This window comes from Kribbella lupini (assembly GCF_039529595.1).
Taxonomy (GTDB): domain Bacteria; phylum Actinomycetota; class Actinomycetes; order Propionibacteriales; family Kribbellaceae; genus Kribbella; species Kribbella lupini.
On the sequence record NZ_BAAANC010000002.1, the window covers coordinates 15041 to 35055 of the forward strand.

The 20015-nt window shown below is 69.8% G+C and carries 18 protein-coding genes; 10 read left to right on the plus strand and 8 right to left on the minus strand.

All coding sequences use genetic code 11. The annotated features are described in order from the left end of the window. Positions 1 to 44 precede the first annotated feature (44 nt). Complete coding sequence (locus tag ABD235_RS13230) at positions 45 to 1436, minus strand: OFA family MFS transporter (RefSeq protein WP_344173784.1); 1392 nt, start codon at positions 1434 to 1436, stop codon at positions 45 to 47. A gap of 155 nt (positions 1437 to 1591) precedes the next feature. Here ABD235_RS13230 and sucC point away from each other — a divergent pair, with 155 nt between their 5' ends. From sucC to ABD235_RS13245, 3 genes are read left to right on the plus strand one after another with little or no spacing between them, the layout of a single operon-like run. Next, on the plus strand, positions 1592 to 2746 hold the full coding sequence (sucC, locus tag ABD235_RS13235; protein ID WP_344173786.1) for an ADP-forming succinate--CoA ligase subunit beta: 1155 nt from the start codon (positions 1592 to 1594) through the stop codon (positions 2744 to 2746). Between the two features lie 14 nt (positions 2747 to 2760). Continuing rightward, complete coding sequence (sucD, locus tag ABD235_RS13240; protein ID WP_344173789.1) at positions 2761 to 3654, plus strand: succinate--CoA ligase subunit alpha; 894 nt, start codon at positions 2761 to 2763, stop codon at positions 3652 to 3654. Between the two features lie 11 nt (positions 3655 to 3665). Continuing rightward, positions 3666 to 4550 carry a 2-hydroxy-3-oxopropionate reductase gene (locus ABD235_RS13245; RefSeq protein WP_344173791.1) on the plus strand — a complete coding sequence of 295 codons (885 nt, stop codon included), beginning with the start codon at positions 3666 to 3668 and terminating at the stop codon, positions 4548 to 4550. 45 nt (positions 4551 to 4595) lie between these two features. Here the strand turns inward: ABD235_RS13245 and ABD235_RS13250 are convergent, their stop codons facing one another. Continuing rightward, positions 4596 to 5630 carry a LacI family DNA-binding transcriptional regulator gene (locus tag ABD235_RS13250; protein WP_344173793.1) on the minus strand — a complete coding sequence of 345 codons (1035 nt, stop codon included), beginning with the start codon at positions 5628 to 5630 and terminating at the stop codon, positions 4596 to 4598. Between the two features lie 132 nt (positions 5631 to 5762). On the opposite strand from ABD235_RS13250, the gene ABD235_RS13255 reads away from it, so the two are divergent. From ABD235_RS13255 to ABD235_RS13275, 5 genes are read left to right on the plus strand one after another with little or no spacing between them, the layout of a single operon-like run. After that, positions 5763 to 6668: a carbohydrate ABC transporter permease gene (locus ABD235_RS13255; protein WP_344173795.1), complete on the plus strand. Its 906-nt coding sequence runs from the start codon at positions 5763 to 5765 to the stop codon at positions 6666 to 6668. Continuing rightward, on the plus strand, positions 6665 to 7531 hold the full coding sequence (locus ABD235_RS13260; protein WP_344173797.1) for a carbohydrate ABC transporter permease: 867 nt from the start codon (positions 6665 to 6667) through the stop codon (positions 7529 to 7531). Before ABD235_RS13255 ends, ABD235_RS13260 begins: the two co-directional genes overlap by 4 nt. Positions 7532 to 7541: 10 nt before the next feature. Beyond that, entirely contained in the window at positions 7542 to 8978 is a 1437-nt protein-coding gene (locus ABD235_RS13265) for a ricin-type beta-trefoil lectin domain protein (RefSeq protein ID WP_344173799.1), read from the plus strand. Positions 8979 to 9019: 41 nt separating this feature from the next. Beyond that, on the plus strand, positions 9020 to 10372 hold the full coding sequence (locus ABD235_RS13270; RefSeq protein WP_344173801.1) for an ABC transporter substrate-binding protein: 1353 nt from the start codon (positions 9020 to 9022) through the stop codon (positions 10370 to 10372). A 33-nt stretch (positions 10373 to 10405) separates the two neighbouring features. Further along, complete coding sequence (locus tag ABD235_RS13275) at positions 10406 to 12157, plus strand: glycoside hydrolase family 35 protein (RefSeq protein ID WP_344173804.1); 1752 nt, start codon at positions 10406 to 10408, stop codon at positions 12155 to 12157. On the opposite strand, the gene ABD235_RS13280 is transcribed toward ABD235_RS13275, so the two are convergent. The 5 genes from ABD235_RS13280 to ABD235_RS13300 all read right to left on the minus strand — a co-directional run bounded on the left by ABD235_RS13280 (position 12154) and on the right by ABD235_RS13300 (position 17470). Then, positions 12154 to 12951, minus strand: a complete 798-nt coding sequence (locus ABD235_RS13280; protein ID WP_344173806.1) for a class I SAM-dependent methyltransferase — start codon at positions 12949 to 12951, stop codon at positions 12154 to 12156. The two genes, ABD235_RS13275 and ABD235_RS13280, sit on opposite strands and share 4 nt — an antisense overlap. A gap of 204 nt (positions 12952 to 13155) precedes the next feature. Continuing rightward, positions 13156 to 14211 carry a 2-dehydropantoate 2-reductase gene (locus ABD235_RS13285; RefSeq protein WP_344173808.1) on the minus strand — a complete coding sequence of 352 codons (1056 nt, stop codon included), beginning with the start codon at positions 14209 to 14211 and terminating at the stop codon, positions 13156 to 13158. 12 nt (positions 14212 to 14223) lie between these two features. Beyond that, positions 14224 to 15999, minus strand: coding sequence for a glyoxylate carboligase (gene gcl, locus ABD235_RS13290; protein WP_344173810.1), 1776 nt, complete (start codon positions 15997 to 15999; stop codon positions 14224 to 14226). Positions 16000 to 16015: 16 nt separating this feature from the next. Continuing rightward, a complete protein-coding gene (locus ABD235_RS13295; protein ID WP_344173812.1) occupies positions 16016 to 16834 on the minus strand; it encodes a hydroxypyruvate isomerase family protein in 819 nt (272 codons plus the stop codon). A 198-nt stretch (positions 16835 to 17032) separates the two neighbouring features. Next, complete coding sequence (locus ABD235_RS13300) at positions 17033 to 17470, minus strand: MarR family winged helix-turn-helix transcriptional regulator (protein WP_344173814.1); 438 nt, start codon at positions 17468 to 17470, stop codon at positions 17033 to 17035. A 48-nt stretch (positions 17471 to 17518) separates the two neighbouring features. On the opposite strand from ABD235_RS13300, the gene ABD235_RS13305 reads away from it, so the two are divergent. Both ABD235_RS13305 and ABD235_RS13310 read left to right on the plus strand, forming a co-directional pair. Next, positions 17519 to 18961 carry an MFS transporter gene (locus tag ABD235_RS13305; RefSeq protein ID WP_344173816.1) on the plus strand — a complete coding sequence of 481 codons (1443 nt, stop codon included), beginning with the start codon at positions 17519 to 17521 and terminating at the stop codon, positions 18959 to 18961. Positions 18962 to 19196: 235 nt separating this feature from the next. Next, entirely contained in the window at positions 19197 to 19400 is a 204-nt protein-coding gene (locus ABD235_RS13310) for a cold-shock protein (protein WP_012919747.1), read from the plus strand. A 69-nt stretch (positions 19401 to 19469) separates the two neighbouring features. Here the strand turns inward: ABD235_RS13310 and ABD235_RS13315 are convergent, their stop codons facing one another. After that, positions 19470 to 19952, minus strand: a complete 483-nt coding sequence (locus ABD235_RS13315) for a GNAT family N-acetyltransferase (protein WP_344173821.1) — start codon at positions 19950 to 19952, stop codon at positions 19470 to 19472. Between the last annotated feature and the right edge of the window lie 63 nt (positions 19953 to 20015).

The following is a 20015-nucleotide window of genomic DNA, read 5'->3' on the forward strand; positions in this document are numbered from 1 at the left end:
CCAGGCATATTCAGAAATGAGGTCGGCCCCCACCTCTGTCCGGCTCACTCGCCCGGCCTGATCGCACCGGTGACCGGCGTACCCAAGTGGGAGCTCACCGACAGCGCGGGCCGCCCGGGTTGCTTCAGGAAGCGGACGATCAGGGCGGTGATCAGCCCGAGCAGCCCGGCGGCGAGGAAGACGGGACGGTAGCCGACCGTGGCCACCAGGCCCGCCGCACCACCGACACCGAGCAGGCCACCGACCGCCTTGGCGCTGTACAGGATGGACTGGTTCTGCAGCAGGCTGTTCTCGCCGAAGAACTCCAGTACGAGGTTCGCCATGATCGCGTAGAAGGCGCCACCGCCGAGTCCGGCGAACATCGCACACAGGACGAACACGACGCCCGCACCGGCCTCCCCCGCCAGCACCAGACCGACGTGGGTGAAGCCCTCCACCATCAGTACGGCGGCCAGCACGCGCCGCCGGCCGAACCGGTCCGACAGCGTGCCCGCGAAGGAGCGACCCAGACCGTTGACCGCGGCAAGCATTCCGGCGGCGAGTCCGGCGACGGCGACACCGAGCCGGGCCTCGGTCGCGTAGCTGACCACGAACGCGATGCCGAACAGCGACAGCGCGGTACTGATCGCCAGCGTCAACCACATCAGCGGCAAGGCGCCCGTCTTCATCGCCTCGGCCGGGCGGTAGTACCGCACGGCGGGCAGGTTGTTCGGGATGCTGCGGTTCAGCCTGCGGTCGACAGCCCAGGCCTGGGCGTCGATGTGGGCCGGCCACCAGTGCCGCGGCGGGTCCTTGAGCAGGCCGCCCGCGGTCATCACGATCAGCAGGGCGACCACAGCGGTCAGGTCGAAGACGTAGCGCTGACCACCCGTGGTGTCGAAGATCGTGAGCAGCGCGATGCTCGGCACCGCGCCGACGGCGAAGCCGCCGGTGACGAACCCGATCGTCGAGGTCCGCCGGTCGGGGAACCAGCGCGCCGCGGTGGTGATGCACGCGGAGTAGACGAGTCCGGCGCCGGCGCCACCGACCACGGCGTACCCGAGGAGTGCACCGGCGTAGCTGCCGGCGTGCGCCAGCGTCACCAGCCCGACCGCGGCGAGGAACCCACCGAGTACGACGAGCTGGGTCGGCGTCACCCGGCGTACGCGCTGGAGCCAGGCGGCTGGAATGGCGACGAGTGCCTGGAACGCCACGAAGACGGCCAGCAGCCACATCGTCTGAACCGCACCCCAGGCGCGGCCCGCGTCGAGGCCGAGTGCGGCCGATCCGAAGGAGTACTGCAGCGGGCTGATCGCCGCCATGCAGGCCCAGGCGGCCCACACCTGCCACCGGCGGGAGTGCCCGGTCAGTTCACGAGCGTCCTCGCCGATCCGGTACCGCCGGCCGTACACGTCCCGAACGTCCCGGGGAGGCGTACTGGTGGTCGCGTCCTTCATGATCGCCTCCTGACTACTGCATACCGTATGGAACTTTGGTACTCCTCTCCGCTACCCCTTGTCCAGACCTCACGGCCCTTGTATGTGAACTTGCATACAGCATACAGTCGCCATACTGACCAGAGCAGGTGCTGTGTGAGGAGAGGACTGCCCCCGTGGACCTGATGGAGTACCAAGCCAAAGAACTCTTCGCCCGGCACGCCGTGCCGGTCACCCTCGGCCGGGTGGTCGAGGACGCCGCCGACGCGGCCGCGGCGGCCGAGGCGCTCGGCGGCCGGGTGGTCGTGAAGGCGCAGGTGAAGGCCGGCGGCCGCGGCAAGGCCGGTGGCGTCAAGCTGGCCGCCGACCCCGCCGAGGCGACCGCCCGGGCCGGGGACATCCTCGGGATGGACATCAAGGGCCACACCGTCCGGCGGGTCCTGCTCGCCCCGGCGGCCGACATCGCCGACGAGTACTACCTGTCGTTCCTGGTCGACCGGGCCAACCGCGGTTACCTGTGCATCGCGAGTACCGAAGGCGGCGTCGAGATCGAGGAGGTCGCGCACACCACCCCGGACGCGATCGCCAAGATCGCGATCGACCCGGCGGTCGGGGTCGACGACGCGAAGGCGGCCGAGATCGTCGCCGCGGCCGGTTTCCCGGACGGGTCCGCCGAGGTGGTCAAGAGCCTGTGGACGGTGTTCGTCGCCGAGGACGCCTCGCTGGTCGAGGTGAACCCGTTGGTGCGACTCGGCGACGGCAAGCTGGAGGCGCTGGACGGCAAGGTCACGCTGGACGAGAACGCGGCGTACCGGCACCCCGACCACGCCGCCTTCGAGGACAAGGCCGCGGCCGACCCGCTCGAGGCCGCCGCGCAGGACAAGGGCCTCAACTACGTCAAGCTCGACGGCGAGGTCGGGATCATCGGCAACGGCGCCGGCCTGGTGATGTCGACGCTCGACGTCGTCGCGTACGCCGGTGCGGCGCACGGCGGCGTGAAGCCCGCGAACTTCCTGGACATCGGCGGTGGCGCGAGTGCCGAGGTGATGGCCAACGGGCTGGGCATCATCCTCGGCGACGCGCAGGTGAAGAGCGTGTTCGTGAACGTCTTCGGCGGGATCACCGCCTGCGACGCGGTCTCCAACGGCATCGTGCAGGCGCTCGAGCTGCTCGGCCCGGCGGCGAACAAGCCGCTCGTCGTCCGGCTGGACGGCAACAACGTGGACGAGGGCCGCAGGATCCTCGCCAAGGCGAACCACCCGTTGGTGACGGTGGTGGACACGATGGACGGCGCCGCCGACCGCGCCGCCGAGCTGGCCGCGCAGGCCTGAGAGGAGCTGGACAGATGGCGATCTTCCTGACCGAGCACAGCAAGGTCATCGTGCAGGGCATGACCGGCGCCGAGGGGCAGAAGCACACCTCACGGATGCTTGCCGCCGGCACCAACATCGTCGGCGGCGTGACGCCGGGCAAGGGCGGCCAGTCGGTCGACTTCGCCAAGCGGTCGATCCCGGTCCACGGGTCCTGCGCCGACGCGGTGAAGTCCACCGGCGCCGACGTGTCGGTGGTGTTCGTCCCGCCACGGTTCGTCAAGGGCGCGGTGATCGAGGCCGTCGACGCGGGCCTCGGTCTGGTCGTGGTGATCACCGAGGGCGTGCCCGTGCACGACACCGCCGCGTTCTTCGCGCACGCCGAGGCGAACGGGACCCGGATCATCGGCCCGAACTCCCCCGGCCTGATCAGTCCCGGCCGCGCCAACGCGGGCATCATCCCGGCCGACATCGCCGGCCCCGGCCGGATCGGGCTGGTCTCGAAGTCCGGCACGCTGACGTACCAGATGATGTACGAGCTGCGCGAGTACGGCTTCACCACCGCGATCGGCATCGGCGGCGACCCGATCATCGGCACCACCCACATCGACGCCCTGCGGGCCTTCCAGGACGACCCCGACACCGAGGCGATCGTGATGATCGGCGAGATCGGCGGCGACGCCGAGGAGCGGGCGGCGGCGTTCATCGCCGAGTACGTGACCAAGCCCGTGGTCGGGTACGTGGCCGGCTTCACCGCGCCCGAGGGCAAGACGATGGGCCACGCCGGCGCGATCGTCTCCGGCTCGTCCGGTACGGCGGCCGCCAAGCAGGAGGCCCTTGAGGCGGTCGGCGTGAAGGTCGGCAAGACGCCGTCCGAGACCGCCCGGCTGATGCGGGCCGCGCTCGAGCAGAGCCTGAACCCCGTCTGAGAGGTGAACTGATGGCGACGAAGATCGGATTCATCGGCCTCGGCATCATGGGGTCGCACATGGCGGCCAACCTGGTCCGGGCCGGGTACGACGTCACCGGGTACGACGTGGTGGCGGCCTCGGTCGAGAAGCTGCTGCAGGCCGGCGGCAAGCCCGCGCCGACGATCGCCGAGGCGGTCGCGGGGGCCGAGGTGGTGATCACGATGCTGCCGGACTCGCCGCAGGTGGCCGAGGTGGTGCTCGGAGCGGGCGGCGTACTGGAGTCGGCTCCCGCCGGGCTGCTGCTGATCGACATGTCGTCGATCGCGCCGGAGACCTCGCTGGAGGTCGCCCGCGCGGGCGCGGAGCGCGGCGTACGGGTGCTGGACGCGCCGGTCAGCGGTGGCGAGCAGGGCGCGATCAAGGCCTCGCTGTCGATCATGGTCGGTGGTGACGAGGACGTGTTCGCGCAGGCACGGCCGATCTTCGAGGATCTCGGCCGGACGATCGTGCACGTCGGTGGTCACGGCGCGGGCCAGACGGTGAAGGCCGCCAACCAGCTGATGGTGGCCGGGATCATCTCGCTGGTCAGCGAGGCGATCGTGCTGCTGGAGGCGTCCGGCGTCGACGGCGAGCGCGGGCTCGAGGTACTGGCCGGCGGCCTGGCCGGGAACCGCATCCTCGACCTCAAGGCGTCGACGATGCTCGGCCGGGAGTTCACGCCCGGCTTCCGGATCGACCTGCACCACAAGGACATGGGCATCGCGTTGTCCGCCGCCCGCGCGGCCGGTGTCGCGCTGCCGGTGACCGGCCTGGTCGCCCAACTGGTGTCCGCGGCCCGCGCCATGGGTCACGGATCTCTCGACCACTCGGCACTGCTGAAGGTGGTCGAGGAACTGTCGGGACGGAACACCTGACACGGGACCGCTGGTGGGGGCGGCCGGCTCCCCCACCAGCGGTCCTCAGGACCTGCGCGGCGGCGCGGTGCTGCTGCGCACGATCAGTTCGGTCGGTACGGCGACCGGCTGGTGGTGGTGCTCGCCGGCCTGGATCTGACCGATCAGCGCGTCGACGCTGCGCCGGCCCACCTCCGCGAACGACTGGCGGACGGTGGTCAACGGCGGCCAGTAGTGGGCCGACTCGGCGGTGTCGTCGAAGCCGACCACGCTGATGTCGCCCGGGACCGCGCGGCCCTTCTCGTGCAGGGCGCGGAGGAGTCCGAGCGCCATGTGGTCGTTGGCCACGAAGATCGCGGTGACATCGTCGTTCTCCGCGAGCTGCAGACCGGTCGCGTAGCCGGAGTCGGCCGACCAGTCGCCCACGATGATCGGCGGTACGGCGCACCGCCGCGCGGTGAGCGTCTGCTGCCAGGAGCGCGCCCGCCGGTCGGCGGCGAACGACGACGACGGTCCGCCCAGGTGCCAGACCGTCGCATGACCCAGGTCGAGCAGGTGCTCGGTGGCGAGCCGGGCGCCCTGCGCCTGGTCGGTGTCCACGACCGGGTAGTCGTAGTGGGCGCTCGAGTCGACCACGACGACCGGTAGCCCGTCCGGGAGCATGACCTCCGCCTCGTCGAGCTCGTGCGCCTCGATCAGGATGATGACGCCGTCGACGGCCTGCTCGCCGAGCCGGGTGAACGCGGTCGAGACCGCTCCCTGGGTCGCGTCGAGCACGGGCAGCAGGTTCACGGCGTACCCGCTGGAGGTCGCGGCAGTCGCGACGGCGTCCAGCGTGCGGGTGTTGCCGAAGCTGGACAGCTCGAAGACGATCACGCCGATACTGCGGAACTGCCCGTTGCGCAGCGCGCGGGCCGCGCTGTTGGGCCGGTAACCCACCTCGCGCATCGCGGCGAGCACCCGGTCGCGAGTGGTGGCGTCGACGTTGTGCTTGCCGTTCGCGACCCGGGAGACCGTCTGGCCGGAGACGCCGGCGATCCGGGCGACGTCAGCCATCGACGAACCCCGGCGGCGCCGTACCGGGCTGTCCCCTGCTGTCATCGCACTCTCCTCCGGCTCAGAACTGAACCATAGACATGTTGACGTAAACACGCTACCGTCACGGCGATTCATGTTGACGTCAACATCGACGTGTCCCGCGCGTCGATCGAGCAGAAGGAGGGCGGCGCGCCGATGGCCGACTCCGTTGTCCTGCGTCCCCGGCGAGGCCGGCCGCACCGCGATGCGAAGGGCTGGATCTTCGTCGGCCCGTTCCTGGCGGTGTTCGCGCTGACCTTCCTGGCCCCGATCGGGTACGCGATCTACCTCAGCCTGTTCCGCGAGCAGGCGTTCTTCGGGGGCACCACGTTCGTCGGGCTCGGCAACTACGCCGACGTCCTGCGCGACGCCAAGTTCTGGGAGTCGTTCGGCCGGGTGGGGCTGTTCCTGGTCGTCCAGGTGCCGGTGATGCTGGTGCTCGCCCTGCTGGCCGCGCTCGCGATCGACAGCGCCCGGCTGCACGCCGCGGGCTTCTTCCGGATCGTGATCTTCCTGCCGTACGCCGTACCGGGCGTCGTCGCCGTGCTGCTGTGGGGCTACCTGTACGGCACCAACTTCGGCCTCGCCGCCGACCTCAACGACCTGCTCGGCAGCACCGTGATCCAGCCGCTCAGCCGGTCCTGGATGCTGCCGTCGATCGCGAACATCGTCACCTGGGAGTTCGTGGGTTACAACATGCTGATCTTCTACTCCGCCCTGCGGACCGTGCCCGAGGAGCTCTACGAGGCGGCCGCGATCGACGGCGCGAGCCCGGTCCGGACGGTGCTCGCGGTCAAGCTGCCGGCCCTGCGCGGCGCGATCGTGATCGCCACCATCTTCTCGATCATCGGCAGCTTCCAGCTGTTCAACGAGCCGAACATCCTGCGCACGCTGGCGCCGAACGTGATCACCACCTACTTCACGCCGAACATGTACGCCTACAACCTGTCCTTCGCGGGTCAGCAGTTCAACTACTCCGCGACGGTGGCCCTGGTGATGGGCGTCATCACGGCCGTGATCGCGTACGTCGTCCAGCTGCGTGGTTCCCGGGAGGCGCTGTGAGTACGACGACCTCGCCGCTGCGGCCCCGCCGTTCGCCGCTGCTCACCGGCCTGATGCTGCTGTACCTGGTCTACACGCTGGTCCCGCTGATCTGGCTGTTGCTCAGCGCAACGAAAACCCAGGCCGACCTGCTGGACAGCCCGGGGCTGTGGTTCGGCGACCACTTCGCGCTGTTCGCCAACATCAAGGACACCCTCACCTACGACGGCGGCATCTTCGTCCGCTGGCTCGGCAACACCCTGCTGTACGTCGTGGTCGGCGCCGGTGGCGCGACGCTGCTGTCGACCGCGGCGGGCTACGGCCTGGCGAAGTACAAGTTCGCCGGCCGCCGGATCGTCTTCGCCGTCCTGCTCGGTGCGGTCGCCGTGCCCGGTACGGCGCTGGCGGTCCCGACCTTCCTGATGTTCTCCGACCTGGGGCTGACCAACACGGTCTGGGCGATCATCATCCCGTCGCTGATCAGCCCGTTCGGCCTGTACCTGATGTGGGTCTACGCCGGCGAGGCCATCCCCGGCGACCTGCTGGAAGCGGCCCGGATCGACGGCGCCGGCGAGATCCGGATCTTCTTCACCGTCGCCCTGCGGCTCCTGGCCCCGGGCGTCGTCACGGTCCTGCTGTTCGCGGTCGTCTCGACCTGGAACAACTACTTCCTGCCGCTGATCATGCTCAGCAAGCCGAGCCTCTACCCGCTCACCGTCGGCCTCACCCAGTGGAGCAACCAGGCCACCGGCGTGGGCGCGCGGCCGATCTACAACCTGGTGATCACGGGGTCGTTGCTGACCATCGTGCCCCTCGTCGTCGCCTTCCTCCTTCTCCAGCGGTTCTGGCAGTCCGGCCTGACCGCGGGCAGCGTCAAGCAGTGAAAGGGAAACCATGAGAACAGCAGCTCGGCGGATCGCCGTCGCCGCGGCGGTCCTGGTGACCGCGGCACTGGCCGTCCCCGCCACCGCCCAGTCCGCCACCTCCCCGTCGGTCACCGCCCAGAAGAACACCAGCGAGTTCCGTGGGGTCAACTGGGCGGACCCCCGGGACAACTACGCCTCCGACGAGGTCGTGCCGTCCGGCCTGAGCACCGCCGACGACTACGCGACCACATACCGCCGCGCCACCGGGATCGTCGGCGAGTTCGGCCGCGAGCTGAGGGCGAACACGATCCGGATGCCGATCAACCCGTCCAGCGTCGGCACCGCCTGGTGGACGTCGTACCGCGGTGCGATCGACGCCGCCACCCGGCAGGGGTTCAAGGTGATCCTCAGCTACTGGGAGGCCGACGACGCCAAGGACGGCCGGGTCGACGACCAGGCCGCGTACGACGCGATGTGGAACACCACCGTCGCGACGTACCGGACGAACCCGCGGGTGTACTTCGAGCCGATGAACGAGCCGTTCGGCTACTCGCTCGACGAGTGGGTCGGGCTGACCTCCTCCTGGCTGGCGAAGCACCGTGACGTCCCGCGCGGCCGGGTGGTCATCTCCGGCACCGGGTACAACGACGACGTCACCGGCGTCGGCGCGGCCCGGCAGCTGAAGGGCACGTTGCTCTCGCTGCACTTCTACGGCTTCTGGGACGACGCCACCACCGAGGCGGAGTGGCTGGCCAACCTGCGGCCACGGATCGGCCCGTACGGCGCGCGCACGATCATCGACGAGGCCGGCGCACCGATGACGACCGGCCTGAACTACGGCAACCACGAGGGCAACGTCTACACGTCGTACTTCGGTGCGCTGACCCAGACCGCGCGGGAGCTCGGCATGGGCGTCGTCTACTGGCCTGGACTGCGGACCGGTGACGCGTACTCGCTGACGACGCTGGTCGGCGAGCGGGACCTGGAGGTCAACAGCGCGTCCGGTCTGGCGCAGCTGCAGTGGGGCTGGGGGCTGCTGAAGAAGGAGCCGGTGAACGATCTGCCGCCCGCGCCGCCCGGCGAGGTGCTGCGTGGAGTGGCGAGTGGCCGCTGTGTCGACGTACCGGGCTTCTCCACGAGCAACGGCACCGCCCTCGACCTGTGGGACTGCAACGGCGGCGGCAACCAGTCCTGGAACCTGACCGCCGAGCAGCAGCTGACCGTCTACGGCACCAAGTGCCTGACGATCGGCGGTGACGGAGCGAGCGCCGGCAGCCCGGCCGTCATCACCGACTGCACCGGAGCGCCCAACCAGGCCTGGCAGCTGAAGGACGACCTGTCCGTCAGCAGCGTCGCCCATCCCGACCTCTGCCTCGACGCCGCGGGTGCGGGCACGGGCAACGGGACAGCGGTCGACGTCTGGCTCTGCAACGGCGAACCGAACCAGCAGTGGACCCGGTCGTGATGAAGACGTCTGAGAAGTCGAACAACGAGAGGAACACCGCAATGAAGACCACTCATCGGCGGAGCGCGAGGCGGCTTCTGCTCGCCACCGCCGCCGTCACCGCCGCGTCGGTCCTGCTGGCCGCGTGCGGAGGATCGGACAAGACCGACAGCAGCGGCAGCCCGCAGGGATCGGCCGCGGCGGTCGACGAGGCCCTGACCAAGGGCGGCACCATCACGTACTGGAGCTGGACGCCGTCGGCCGAGGCCCAGGTGAAGGCGTTCGAGAAGCAGTACCCGAACGTCAAGGTGAACTACGTCAACGCCGGGACCGGCAACGACCACTACACCAAGCTGCAGAACGTCATCAAGGCCGGCTCCGGGGCTCCGGACGTCGCGCAGATCGAGTACCAGGCCATCCCGCAGTTCGCGCTGCCCGGCGCGCTGGTGGACCTGCGCGAGTACGGCTTCGGCAGCCTCGAATCCGCGTACACACCGTCCACGTGGACCGCGGTGCACGCCGGCGAGGGCCTGTACGGACTGCCGCAGGACTCCGGCCCGATGGCGCTGTTCTACAACAAGGAGGTCTTCGACAAGTACGGCCTGGCCGTGCCGAAGACCTGGGACGAGTTCATTGCCGAAGGCAAGAAGCTGCACCAGGCCGACCCGAAGAAGTTCATCACCAACGACACCGGCGACGCGGGCTTCGCGACCAGCATGATCTGGCAGGCCGGCGGGAAGCCGTTCAAGACCGAGGGCAAGAACGTCACGATCAACCTGGCCGACGACGGCACCAAGAAGTGGACCGGCGTCTGGAACCAGCTGGTCACCGGCGGCCTGGTGGCGAGCATCCCCGGCTGGTCCGACGAGTGGTTCAAGGCGCTCGGCGACGGCACCATCGCGACGCTGCCGATCGGCGCCTGGATGCCCGGCGTCCTGGAGTCGTCGGTCGAGGCCGGCGCGGGCAAGTGGCGGGTCGCTCCGCTACCGACGTACGACGGACAGCCGGCCACCGCGGAGAACGGCGGCAGCGCCCAGTCGGTGCTCAAGCAGAGCGCGAACCCGGCGCTCGCGGCGGCCTTCGTCCGCTGGCTCAACCACGACGAGGGCGTCAAGCCGTTCCTGGCCAGCGGCGGCTTCCCGTCGACCGTTGCCGACCTCAAGGACCCGGCGTTCGTCGACAAGAAGAGCGCGTACTTCGGTGGCCAGGCGGCCAACCAGGTGCTCACGGCCGCGGCCGGCACGGTGGTCAAGGACTGGAGCTACCTGCCGTTCCAGCTGTACGCCAACAGCATCTTCGGCGACACCGTCGGCAAGTCGTACCAGGCGAAGTCCGACCTCGACCCGGGGCTCAAGTCCTGGCAGGACGCACTGGTGACCTACGGCAACCAGCAAGGCTTCCAGACCAACAGCTGAGTTGCCCCCACGCCTCACGGCAGAAAGAGAAGCATGTCCGACTTCGCGATCGGTGAGTCCGATTTCCTGCTCGACGGCGAGCCGTTCCGGATCCTGTCCGGGGCACTGCACTACTTCCGGGTCCACCCCGACCTCTGGGCGGACCGGATCGACAAGGCGCGCCGGATGGGGCTCAACACCATCGAGACCTACGTGCCGTGGAACGCGCACAGTCCACGGCGTGGGGTCTTCGACACCACCGGGATGCTCGACCTGGGCCGGTTCCTGGACGAGGTCGCGGCGGCCGGACTGCACGCGATCGTGCGGCCGGGTCCGTACATCTGCGCGGAGTGGGACAACGGCGGTCTCCCCGCCTGGCTCTTCCAGGAGCCGGGTGTGGGAGTCCGCCGGTACGAGAAGCAGTTCCTGGCCGCCGTCGAGGAGTACCTCGGGCAGGTGCTCGCCGTCGTCCGGCCGCGCCAGGTGGACCAGGGCGGACCCGTGCTCCTGGTCCAGGTCGAGAACGAGTACGGCGCCTTCGGCAACGACCAGGAGTACCTGGAGGCCGTGGCGGCGATGATCCGGGAGACCGGCATCACGGTCCCGCTGGTGACCGTCGACCAGCCAGTCCCGGAGATGTTGACGGCCGGTGGGCTGGACGGCGTACTGCGGACGGGGTCGTTCGGGTCGCGCAGCGTGGAGCGGCTCCGGACGTTGCGGGAGCACCAGCCGACCGGGCCGTTGATGTGCATGGAGTTCTGGGACGGGTGGTTCGACCACTGGGGCGGCCCCCACCACACGACCGGCGTCGAGGAGGCGGCCCGCGAGCTGGACGCGTTGCTGGCCCAAGGAGCGTCGGTGAACATCTACATGTTCCACGGCGGGACGAACTTCGGGCTGACCAGCGGCGCCGACGACAAGGGCGTGTTCCGGCCGACGGTCACGTCGTACGACTACGACGCGCCGCTGGACGAGGCGGGCCGGCCGACCGCGAAGTACGAGGCCTTCCGCGAGGTGCTGTCCCGCTACTCGTCGACCCCGGTCGACGCGTCACCGCCCCGAGCCGAGGCCCCCGCACCGCGGTTCACCGTGGCACTCGGCGAGCCGGTCCGTCTGCTGGCGGATCCGGCCTGCTGGGGTGCCGAGACGTGCCACGAGGTGATGCCCTCGCTCGACGACCTGCAGACCCGCTTGGCGCTCTTCCGGACCGAGATCACCGTGGACGGCCCGGCGCTGCTGTCCGTCGGCGAGGTCCGCGACCGGGTCCTGGTCTTCCTCGACGGCGCCCCCGTCGGCGTCCTGGAACGCGAACGCCGCGACCGCGCCCTGATGCTTCCGCACGGCCGGGGCCGCCTCGAGCTCGTCGTCGAGGACCAGGGCCGGGTCAACTACGGTCCCCGGATCGGCGAACCGAAGGGGCTGCTCGGCGACCTCCGGCTCGACGCGGAGCCGCTCACCGGCTGGACGGCCTGGGCTGTGGACCTCGACGCCGTACCGAACCTGTGGACGTCCGCACCCCCGGCATCTCCCGCGGGCGTGGGCCCGACCGCCTGGCGAACGTCCTTCCCCGTCGGCGAACCGGTCGACCACTTCCTGCGAACGGATGCCTGGGGCAAGGGAATCGCCTGGGTCAACGGCTTCTGCCTGGGCCGCTACTGGCACCGCGGTCCCCAGCACACCCTCTACGTCCCCGGTCCCGTGCTCCGCCCGGGCGACAACGAACTGGTGGTGCTGGAGCTGGAGACCATGGTGGACCCGACGGCGACGTTCGCCGCCGGGCTGTCGCTGGGACCGGTGGAGGACTAGATCTCCCCCGGCGACACGGTCAGGACCAGCGAACCGTCGAAGTGCTGCTGGTTGCGGAGGTGGCCGTACTTGGCGTCCCACGTCCCGTCGGCCAGGTCGCGGGTCAGGTGCTCGGTGAAGCGGTCGTGGACCTCGGGCGGGACGAAACTCCAGGCGGAGTTGGCCTGGCGGGCGCCGGGATCCAGCAGTCGTTCCGGCCGCCCGTAGTACGCCTCGCCGAAGCCGTCCGTGCAGTGCAGCGGGATCGGCACGTTGAACGCCTGCCCACCGCCCAGGATCGCCGCGATCCGCTCGACGGGCGGGTACCGACGGGCTTCGGTCTCGATCGCCTCGGGGGCGTACTCGTGCAGCCAGAAGCGCCGCAGCAGGGTCGGGTCGCAGGTCAGTACGACGACCGGCCCGCGCGTCACCCGGCGCACCTCGGTCAGGCCGGCCTCGAGGTCGTGCCACTGGTGCACGGTGAACGTCGCCATCGCGCCGTCGAACGTGTCGTCGGCGAACGGCAGGTGCTCCGCCGTCGCGTCGATCGCCTCGACCAGCCCGGCCGGACGCTGCGCGCGCATCCGCGCCGACGGCTCGACCGCCACCAGGTCCACGTCGGTCGGCTCGTACGCACCGGCGCCGGCACCGACGTTCAGGACCTTCCGGACCGGACCGAGCGCGTCCCGGATCGCCGCGGCGATCTGCGGCTCCGGCCGTCGGTAGGTGATGTAGTCGACGCCGATCCGCCCGTAGTCCGCGTCTCCCGCACTGCCGTCCGGTGCCCGCTCCGGGGCGTGGTGGTCAAGCCTCATGCTCGCTCCTTTGCGACGTGAGATTCCACCTCGACCCTACGGCAGGACCACAGAGACCACTGGGCTGATGAGAAGACCACTGGTCCTGCTGGTCGGCCGGCGTGACACTGCGCCCGAAAGACCTCGCGGAGTCCTTCGGGCGCAGCGGGTGGAACAGGTGGGTCCGGAGGGCTGTCGGCAGGGCTCGCCTCCGGACCCGCCTGGCTAGGGCGTGGCGGCCGGAGCCACCGCGGCCGGCGCGAGGCCGGGGATCCGGCCCGAGGTCGGTGCGTGCGCGACCTTCCCGGTCGACGTACCGACCTTGCTGGACAGCAGGTCGGCGACCGCGTGGACCGCGCGCAGCGTGGGTGCCTTGGTGCCGGTCAGGTCGGCCAGCTCGACCACCGCGGCGAGGATCACGTCGAGCTCGAGCGGCTTGTCCTTCTCCAGGTCCTGGAGCATCGACGTCTTGTGCTCGCCGACCCGTTCGGCGCCGTCGATCCGCTTCTCGACCGAGATCTCGGGTTCGCTGCCGACCGCGCGGGCGATCTCGAGGGTCTCCTCCATCATCAGCTTGACCATCGCGCGGGTGCCCTGGTGGGTGGCGATCTCCACCATCGTCGCGCGGGCCAGCGCGCTGATCGGGTTGAACGCCGCGTTGCCGAGCAGCTTGATCCAGATGTCGTTGCGGACGTCGTCCTCGACCGGGCACTTCAGCCCGCCCGCGACCATCGCCTGACTGAACTCCAGGCACCGCTCGCTCTGCCCGCCGACCGGCTCACCGATCGAGAACCGGGTCCCTTCCAGATGCCGTACGACGCCCGGTCCGTCCAGCTCGGTCGAGCAGTACACGACGCAGCCGATCGCGCGTTCCAGCGGAATCACCCGGGTCACCTCACCACCTGGGTCGACCGACTCGATCCGATGCCCTTCGTACGGTCCCGGCAGTCCGTGGAAGTACCACCACGGGATGCCGTTCTGGGCCGCGATCACCGCGGTCTTGTCGTGCAGCAACGGTTCCAGCAGCGGGCCGCTGGTCGCGTACGAGTTGGCCTTCAGGCCGAGGAAGACGAAGTCGACCGGCCCGATCTCCTGCGGGTCGTCGGTGGCCGGGGTCCTGGCCAGCCAGTCGCCGCGCGGGCTGTGCACCTGGACGCCGTTCTTGCGGATCGCCTCGAGATGGGCGCCACGAGCAACGAGGTGGACCTCGGTCCCCCCGCGGTGCAGGGCCGCGCCGACGTACGCGCCGATCGCTCCGGCGCCGAGAACTGCGACTCTCATCGTGTCCCTCCTTCAGTCTCGTAGGCCGGAGGCGGTCGGCATCGGGTCGACCACGCCGTCCAGCTCGTCGAACTCGACGACGTTGTCCAATTCGGTGCCCATGGCAACGTTCGTGACGCGTTCCAGGATCACCTCGACGACGATCGGCACCTCGTGCTCGACCATCAGCTTCTTCGCCTCTTCCAGGGCGGGCAGGATGCCGTCCGGCTCGAAGACCCGCAACGCCTTGCAGCCCAGGCCTTCGGCCACCTTCACGTGGTCGACGCCGTACCCGCCCAGCTCGGGGGTGTTGATGTTGTCGAACGAGAGCTGGACGCAGAAGTCCATGTCCAGCCCGCGCTGCGCCTGCCGGATCAGCCCGAGGTAGGCGTTGTTCACCACCACGTGGATGTAGGGGATCTTGAACTGCGCGCCGACCGCGAGCTCCTCGATCAGGAACTGGAAGTCGTAGTCGCCCGACAGCGCCACGACCGTGGACTCCGGATCGGCGACCGCGACGCCGAGCGCGGCCGGACCGGTCCAGCCGAGCGGACCCGCCTGCCCGGCGTTGATCCAGTGCCGCGGCCGGTAGACGTGCAGCATCTGGGCGGCCTGGATCTGCGACAGCCCGATCGTGGAGACGTACCGGACGTCGGGTCCGAAGGCATTGTTCATCTCCTGGTAGACCCGCTGCGGCTTCACCGGGACGTCGTCGAAGTCGGTACGCCGTACCAGCGTGCGCTTGCGCTCGCGGCACTCGGCCGCCCACTCGGAGCGGTCCGGCAGCGGCCCCTCGGCCATCCGGGTCCGGGTGACGTGGATCAGCGTCTCCAGCGCCGCCTTCGCGTCCGACACGATGCCGAGATCGGGCGCGAACACCCGGCCGATCTGAGTCGGCTCGACATCGATGTGCACGAACTTGCGCTCGCCCCGGTAGACGTCCAGGCCGCCTGTGTGCCGGTTCGCCCAGCGGTTGCCGATGCCAACGACCAGGTCGGAGGCGAGCAGCGTCTGGTTGCCGTACCGGTGCGAGGTCTGCAGACCGACCATGCCGGCCATCAGCCGGTGGTCGTCCGGGATCGTGCCCCAGCCCATCAGCGTCGGCACCACCGGTACGCCGTGCAGCTCGGCGAACTCGACCAGGAGGTCCGCCGCGTCGGCGTTCACGATGCCACCACCGGCCACGATCAGCGGGTGCTCGGCCTCGGCCAGCAGGTCGAGGACCTTCTCGGCCTGGGCGACGCTGGCGCGCGGCGTCGCGATCGGCAGCGGCACGTACAGCTCGGGATCGAAGTCGATCTCGGTCAGCTGGACGTCCAGCGGCAGGTCGATCAGCACCGGGCCGGGACGCCCGCTGCGCATGACCTGGAACGCCTTCTGGAAGGTGCCGGGGACCTGGGCGGCCTCGAGCACGGTGACCGCCATCTTGGTCACCGTCTGGGCGATGGACGGTACGTCGATCGCCTGGAAGTCCTCCTTGTGCAGCTTGGCCACCGGCGCCTGCCCGGTGATGCACAGGATCGGGATCGAGTCGGCCGAGGCGGCGTACAGGCCGGTGATCATGTCGGTCCCGGCCGGTCCCGACGTCCCGACGCAGACGCCGATGTTGCCGGCGGCGGCGCGGGTGTACCCCTCGGCCATGTGCGAGGCGCCCTCGACGTGCCGGGCCAGGACGTGCTTCAGCTCGCCCTGGGCCCGGACGGCGGCGTAGAACGGGTTGATGGCGGCGCCGGGAAGGCCGAACAGGTGGGAGACGCCCTCGCGCCGGAGGATCTCCACCGCCGCGCGGGCGGCAGTCATTCGTGGCATGCCAGCTCCTTGTCGGTCAGGACGATGCGCGGTCGGTCAGCCAGCCGAAGCTGTCGGTCGTGCGGCCGGAAGGCTTGTACTCCAAGCCGATCCAGCCGTCGTACCCGGTCTCGGCCAGCTCGCCGAGGTGCTGAGCGATCGGGATCGTGCCGGTACCGGGCTCGTTGCGCCCGGGTGCGTCCGCGATCTGCACGTGCGCGATCCGGTCGGCGTACGTCGTGATCGCTTTGCTCACGTCGTCCCCGTTGACGGTCAGGTGGTACAGGTCGGCCAGCAGTCCGATGCTCGTGACACCGGACTCGGCGACCACGCGGTCGATCACCGCGATCGCGTCGGCCGCGGTCAGCAGCGGGTAGCGCTCGGCGCCGCTGACCGGTTCGACCAGGACCGTGGCGCCGAAGGAACCGGCCGCGGTGGCGGCCAGCGCGAGGTTCTCGGCGGCCAGGTCGTCCTGGGCCTGGGGCGCGAACCCCTCGACCCGGTTGCCGTACAGCGCGTTGAACGCACGGCAGCCGAGGCGTTCCCCGATCCCCAGCGTGACCGCGATGTTGTCGCGGAACTCCAGCGATCGTTGCGGCCAGGACACCAGGCCCCGGTCGCCGCCCGGCAGGTCGCCGGCGGCGAAGTTCAGTCCGGTGAGCTGGACGCCCGCCTCCAGAATCGCGCGTTCGAAGGCGTCGACGTCGGCGTCACCGGGCAGAGCGGAGTCGAACGGCCACCAGAACTCCACGGCCTCGAAGCCGGCAGAACGAGCGGCCGCAGGTCTTTGCAGCAAGGGCAGTTCGGTGAACAGGATCGAGCAGTTCACGGCGAACTTGGGCACAGCGGTCTCCATGGGTCCCTGCCTTTCGGAGGGGCTTGGTATACCGCATACAGTAGGCTGGCGCCCAAAGGCGGTCAAGGCATGACCAACGTCACATTCGGCGTCGTCCGATAGGCCTTGCCTACCAAGGTTTCAGGAAAGCGCTCGCCCGCTGCCCGGGGCGCACGAAAGGCCCGCAGTCCGTCGTACTGCGGGCCTTCGGTTGGGCGATCAGCTGTGCGTCGACCGGAGCGCGAGGGCCAGTTCCTCCAGCGCGGGCAGGGCGTCGATGATCGTCCGGGCCGACTCCTGCGGCAACTGGTCGAGGCACTTGCCGATCGCCTCGGTGCGCAGCAGCTTGATCCGCTGCTGGAGCTCGCGCCCCAGATCGGTGGCCTCGACCTGGATCGCCCGCAGGTCGGCGGGGTTTGGGTCGCGCTGGATCAGGCCGAGCTCGGTCAGCCGGCCGATCACGCGGGAGACCATCGTCGGGTTCAGGCCCTCCAGCCGGGCCAGTTCGGTCAGCCCGAGCGGGCCGCGGAACGCGATCAGGCCGAGCACCGACGCCTGGGTCGGCGTCAGACCCTCGTCGGTGGCCGTGGCGTTGAGCTCCCGCGCGAGCCGCGAGATCACGCTGCGCAGCTTGTTCAACGTCTCGGTGTCGGACATCGTCTACCCCTTTATTGCCTGCTGGCAAGCAATGTACTCTGGCTGGTGATGGAACCCCAGAGTCTCCCAGCCGCCACCGGCCCTTCCAGCGATGGGCCGACGGCCGTCGTCGACAAGCCCGGACTTGGCGGGGACGAGCCGTCGCCACGCCGGTGGGTGGTCTTCCCGATCGTCTCGATCGCGCTGCTGATGGCCTCGATCGACCAGACCATCGTGGCCACCGCGCTGATCGCGATCCAGCGCGACCTCGGCGCCCAGCTGAACTGGAGCGGCTGGACGATCACCATCTACGCCCTCGGCCAGATCCTGGTGATGCCGGTGGCCGGCCGGCTCGGCGACCAGTTCGGCCGGAAGAAGATCTTCCTCGGCGCCGCCGTGCTGTTCACGGTCGCCTCGCTGGCCTGCAGCCTGGCCGACAGCATCTACCTGCTGGTGGTGTTCCGCGCGTTCCAGGCCATCGGCGGCGGCGCGTTCATGCCGACCGCGACCGGCATCGTCGCCGAGCAGTTCGGCCGCGACCGGGACCGTGCGGTCGGCATGTTCACCTCGATCTTCCCGATCGGCGGCATCCTCGGCCCGATCATCGGCGGCGTGATCGTCACGTACTGGTCGTGGCGGGAGATCTTCCTGGTCAACGTCCCGGCCGGGGTGCTGCTGATCCTGCTGGCGTGGAAGTTCGTCCCGCACAGCGCGCCGAAGAAGGCGGCCCGGATCGACCTGGTCGGTGCGGCGTTGCTCGCGCTGACGATCCTGCTCGGCATGTACGGGATCAGCTCGCTCGGCAGCGGCGGCGCGTCACCGACCGATCCGCTGTTCATCGCGAGCGAAGTACTGGCCCTGATCTTCGGCGTCCTGTTCGTCCGGCACGCCAACCGCGCGGCCAACCCGTTCATCCCGGTCCAGCTCCTGCGCGGCCGCGGCTTCGCCGTGATGAACGCGATCAACCTCCTGTACGGCGCCGCCGTGCTCGGCTTCGGCGCCCTGGTCCCCCTGTACGCCGAAGCCCGCTACGGCATCCAGCCGCTGCAGGCCGGAACGTTGCTCACGGCAAGGGCTGTCGGGATGATCTGCGTGGCCGGCCTGGCCGTGTTCGCGCTACGCCGTACCGGCTACCGCGCGCCGATGATCGGCGGCTTCCTGCTCGTCGCGGGCGGGATGACGATCATGTCGCTGGCCCCGCACGGCCTCACGCCGTACGGGTGGCTGGCCGCGGCCGCGGCCGTGACGGGCATCGGGATGGGATTGTCGATCCCCGCGTCGAACAACGCGTCGCTGCAGCTCGCGCCGGACCAGATCTCCGCGATCGCGGGGCTGCGCGGGATGTTCCGGCAGTCCGGCGGCATCTTCGCGGTCTCGGTGACCACGGCGATCCTGTCGCACGCGGCGACGCCGGGGATCGCGCAGGCGCACAGCTTCATCGTGTTCGCGGCGGTCCTGGTGCTGATCGTCCCGTTCGCGTTCATGGTCCCGGACCACCGCGGATCGTGGTGATCTCCCGCCTCGCGACACCGGTCCGGGCGGCTCTGTACAGACAGTGAATCCGTGCTACCGTTCTCTCGGTTGCAGTTTTGCAGTTCCACGTTCGTTCTTGAAACGCCCGCGGGAAATGTGATCCGCAGGGCGTTTTTCTCATTTCCGGGCCACGGTCCGGGTGGGAGGGCTCGTTCAGCAACCCAGGTGCCGGCACCCGCCGGACCTGATACCCGCCCCACCAAAGGAGCAGATCATGGCTAGCGGAACAGTGAAGTGGTTCAACGGCGAAAAGGGCTTCGGCTTCATCTCGCAGGACGGCGGCGGCGCCGACGTGTTCGTGCACTACTCGGCGATCGCGACGGACGGCTTCCGGACCCTCGACGAGAACCAGAAGGTCGAGTTCGACCTGGCCCAGGGCCCGAAGGGCCCGCAGGCGGAGAACGTCCGCCCGGTCTGAACCCCAAGCGCGTAACAGGCTCGCTCCGTTCGCCGGAGCGGGCCTGTTCCGTTTGTAGGGGGTTGTTGTTCAGCCTTCCCAGCGCTGTTCCCCGTCGTCGTCCAGCTCGCCGGTAGCCCTGAGCCCCGCCGCCGCGGCCACCTTCGCCGACGCGACGTGCTCCGGATGCACATGGGCCAGCAGTAGACCCGCACCCTGCTCCCGCAGCCACCCCGCCAGCCCGACCGCCGCCTCCCGCGCGATCCCCCGCCCCTGCCAGTCCGCGCCGACCACCCAAGCGATCTCCGCCTCCGCGCCGATCACCGTCGCCTGCACGTAGCCGACCAGTACGCCGTCCAGGCTGATCACCCAGTTCAGCCAGTACTCCCCCGCCCGGCCCGGCCCCGCGACCTGCCGGCGATAGCGCTCCGTCAACTGCTCCACCGACGGCGGCTCACCCCCGGTGAACCCGTACAGCTCCGGCGCCGCCAGCACGCCCGCCATCTCCCCGGCGTACTCGACCGCCAACGGCAACAACTCCAGCCGCCCGGTCGAGAACCTCGTCGCAATCATCCGCCCACGGTACGACGAACCGCCCGGAGCTCATCGCCCTCGCCCGGCGCAGGCCTCGCCGTA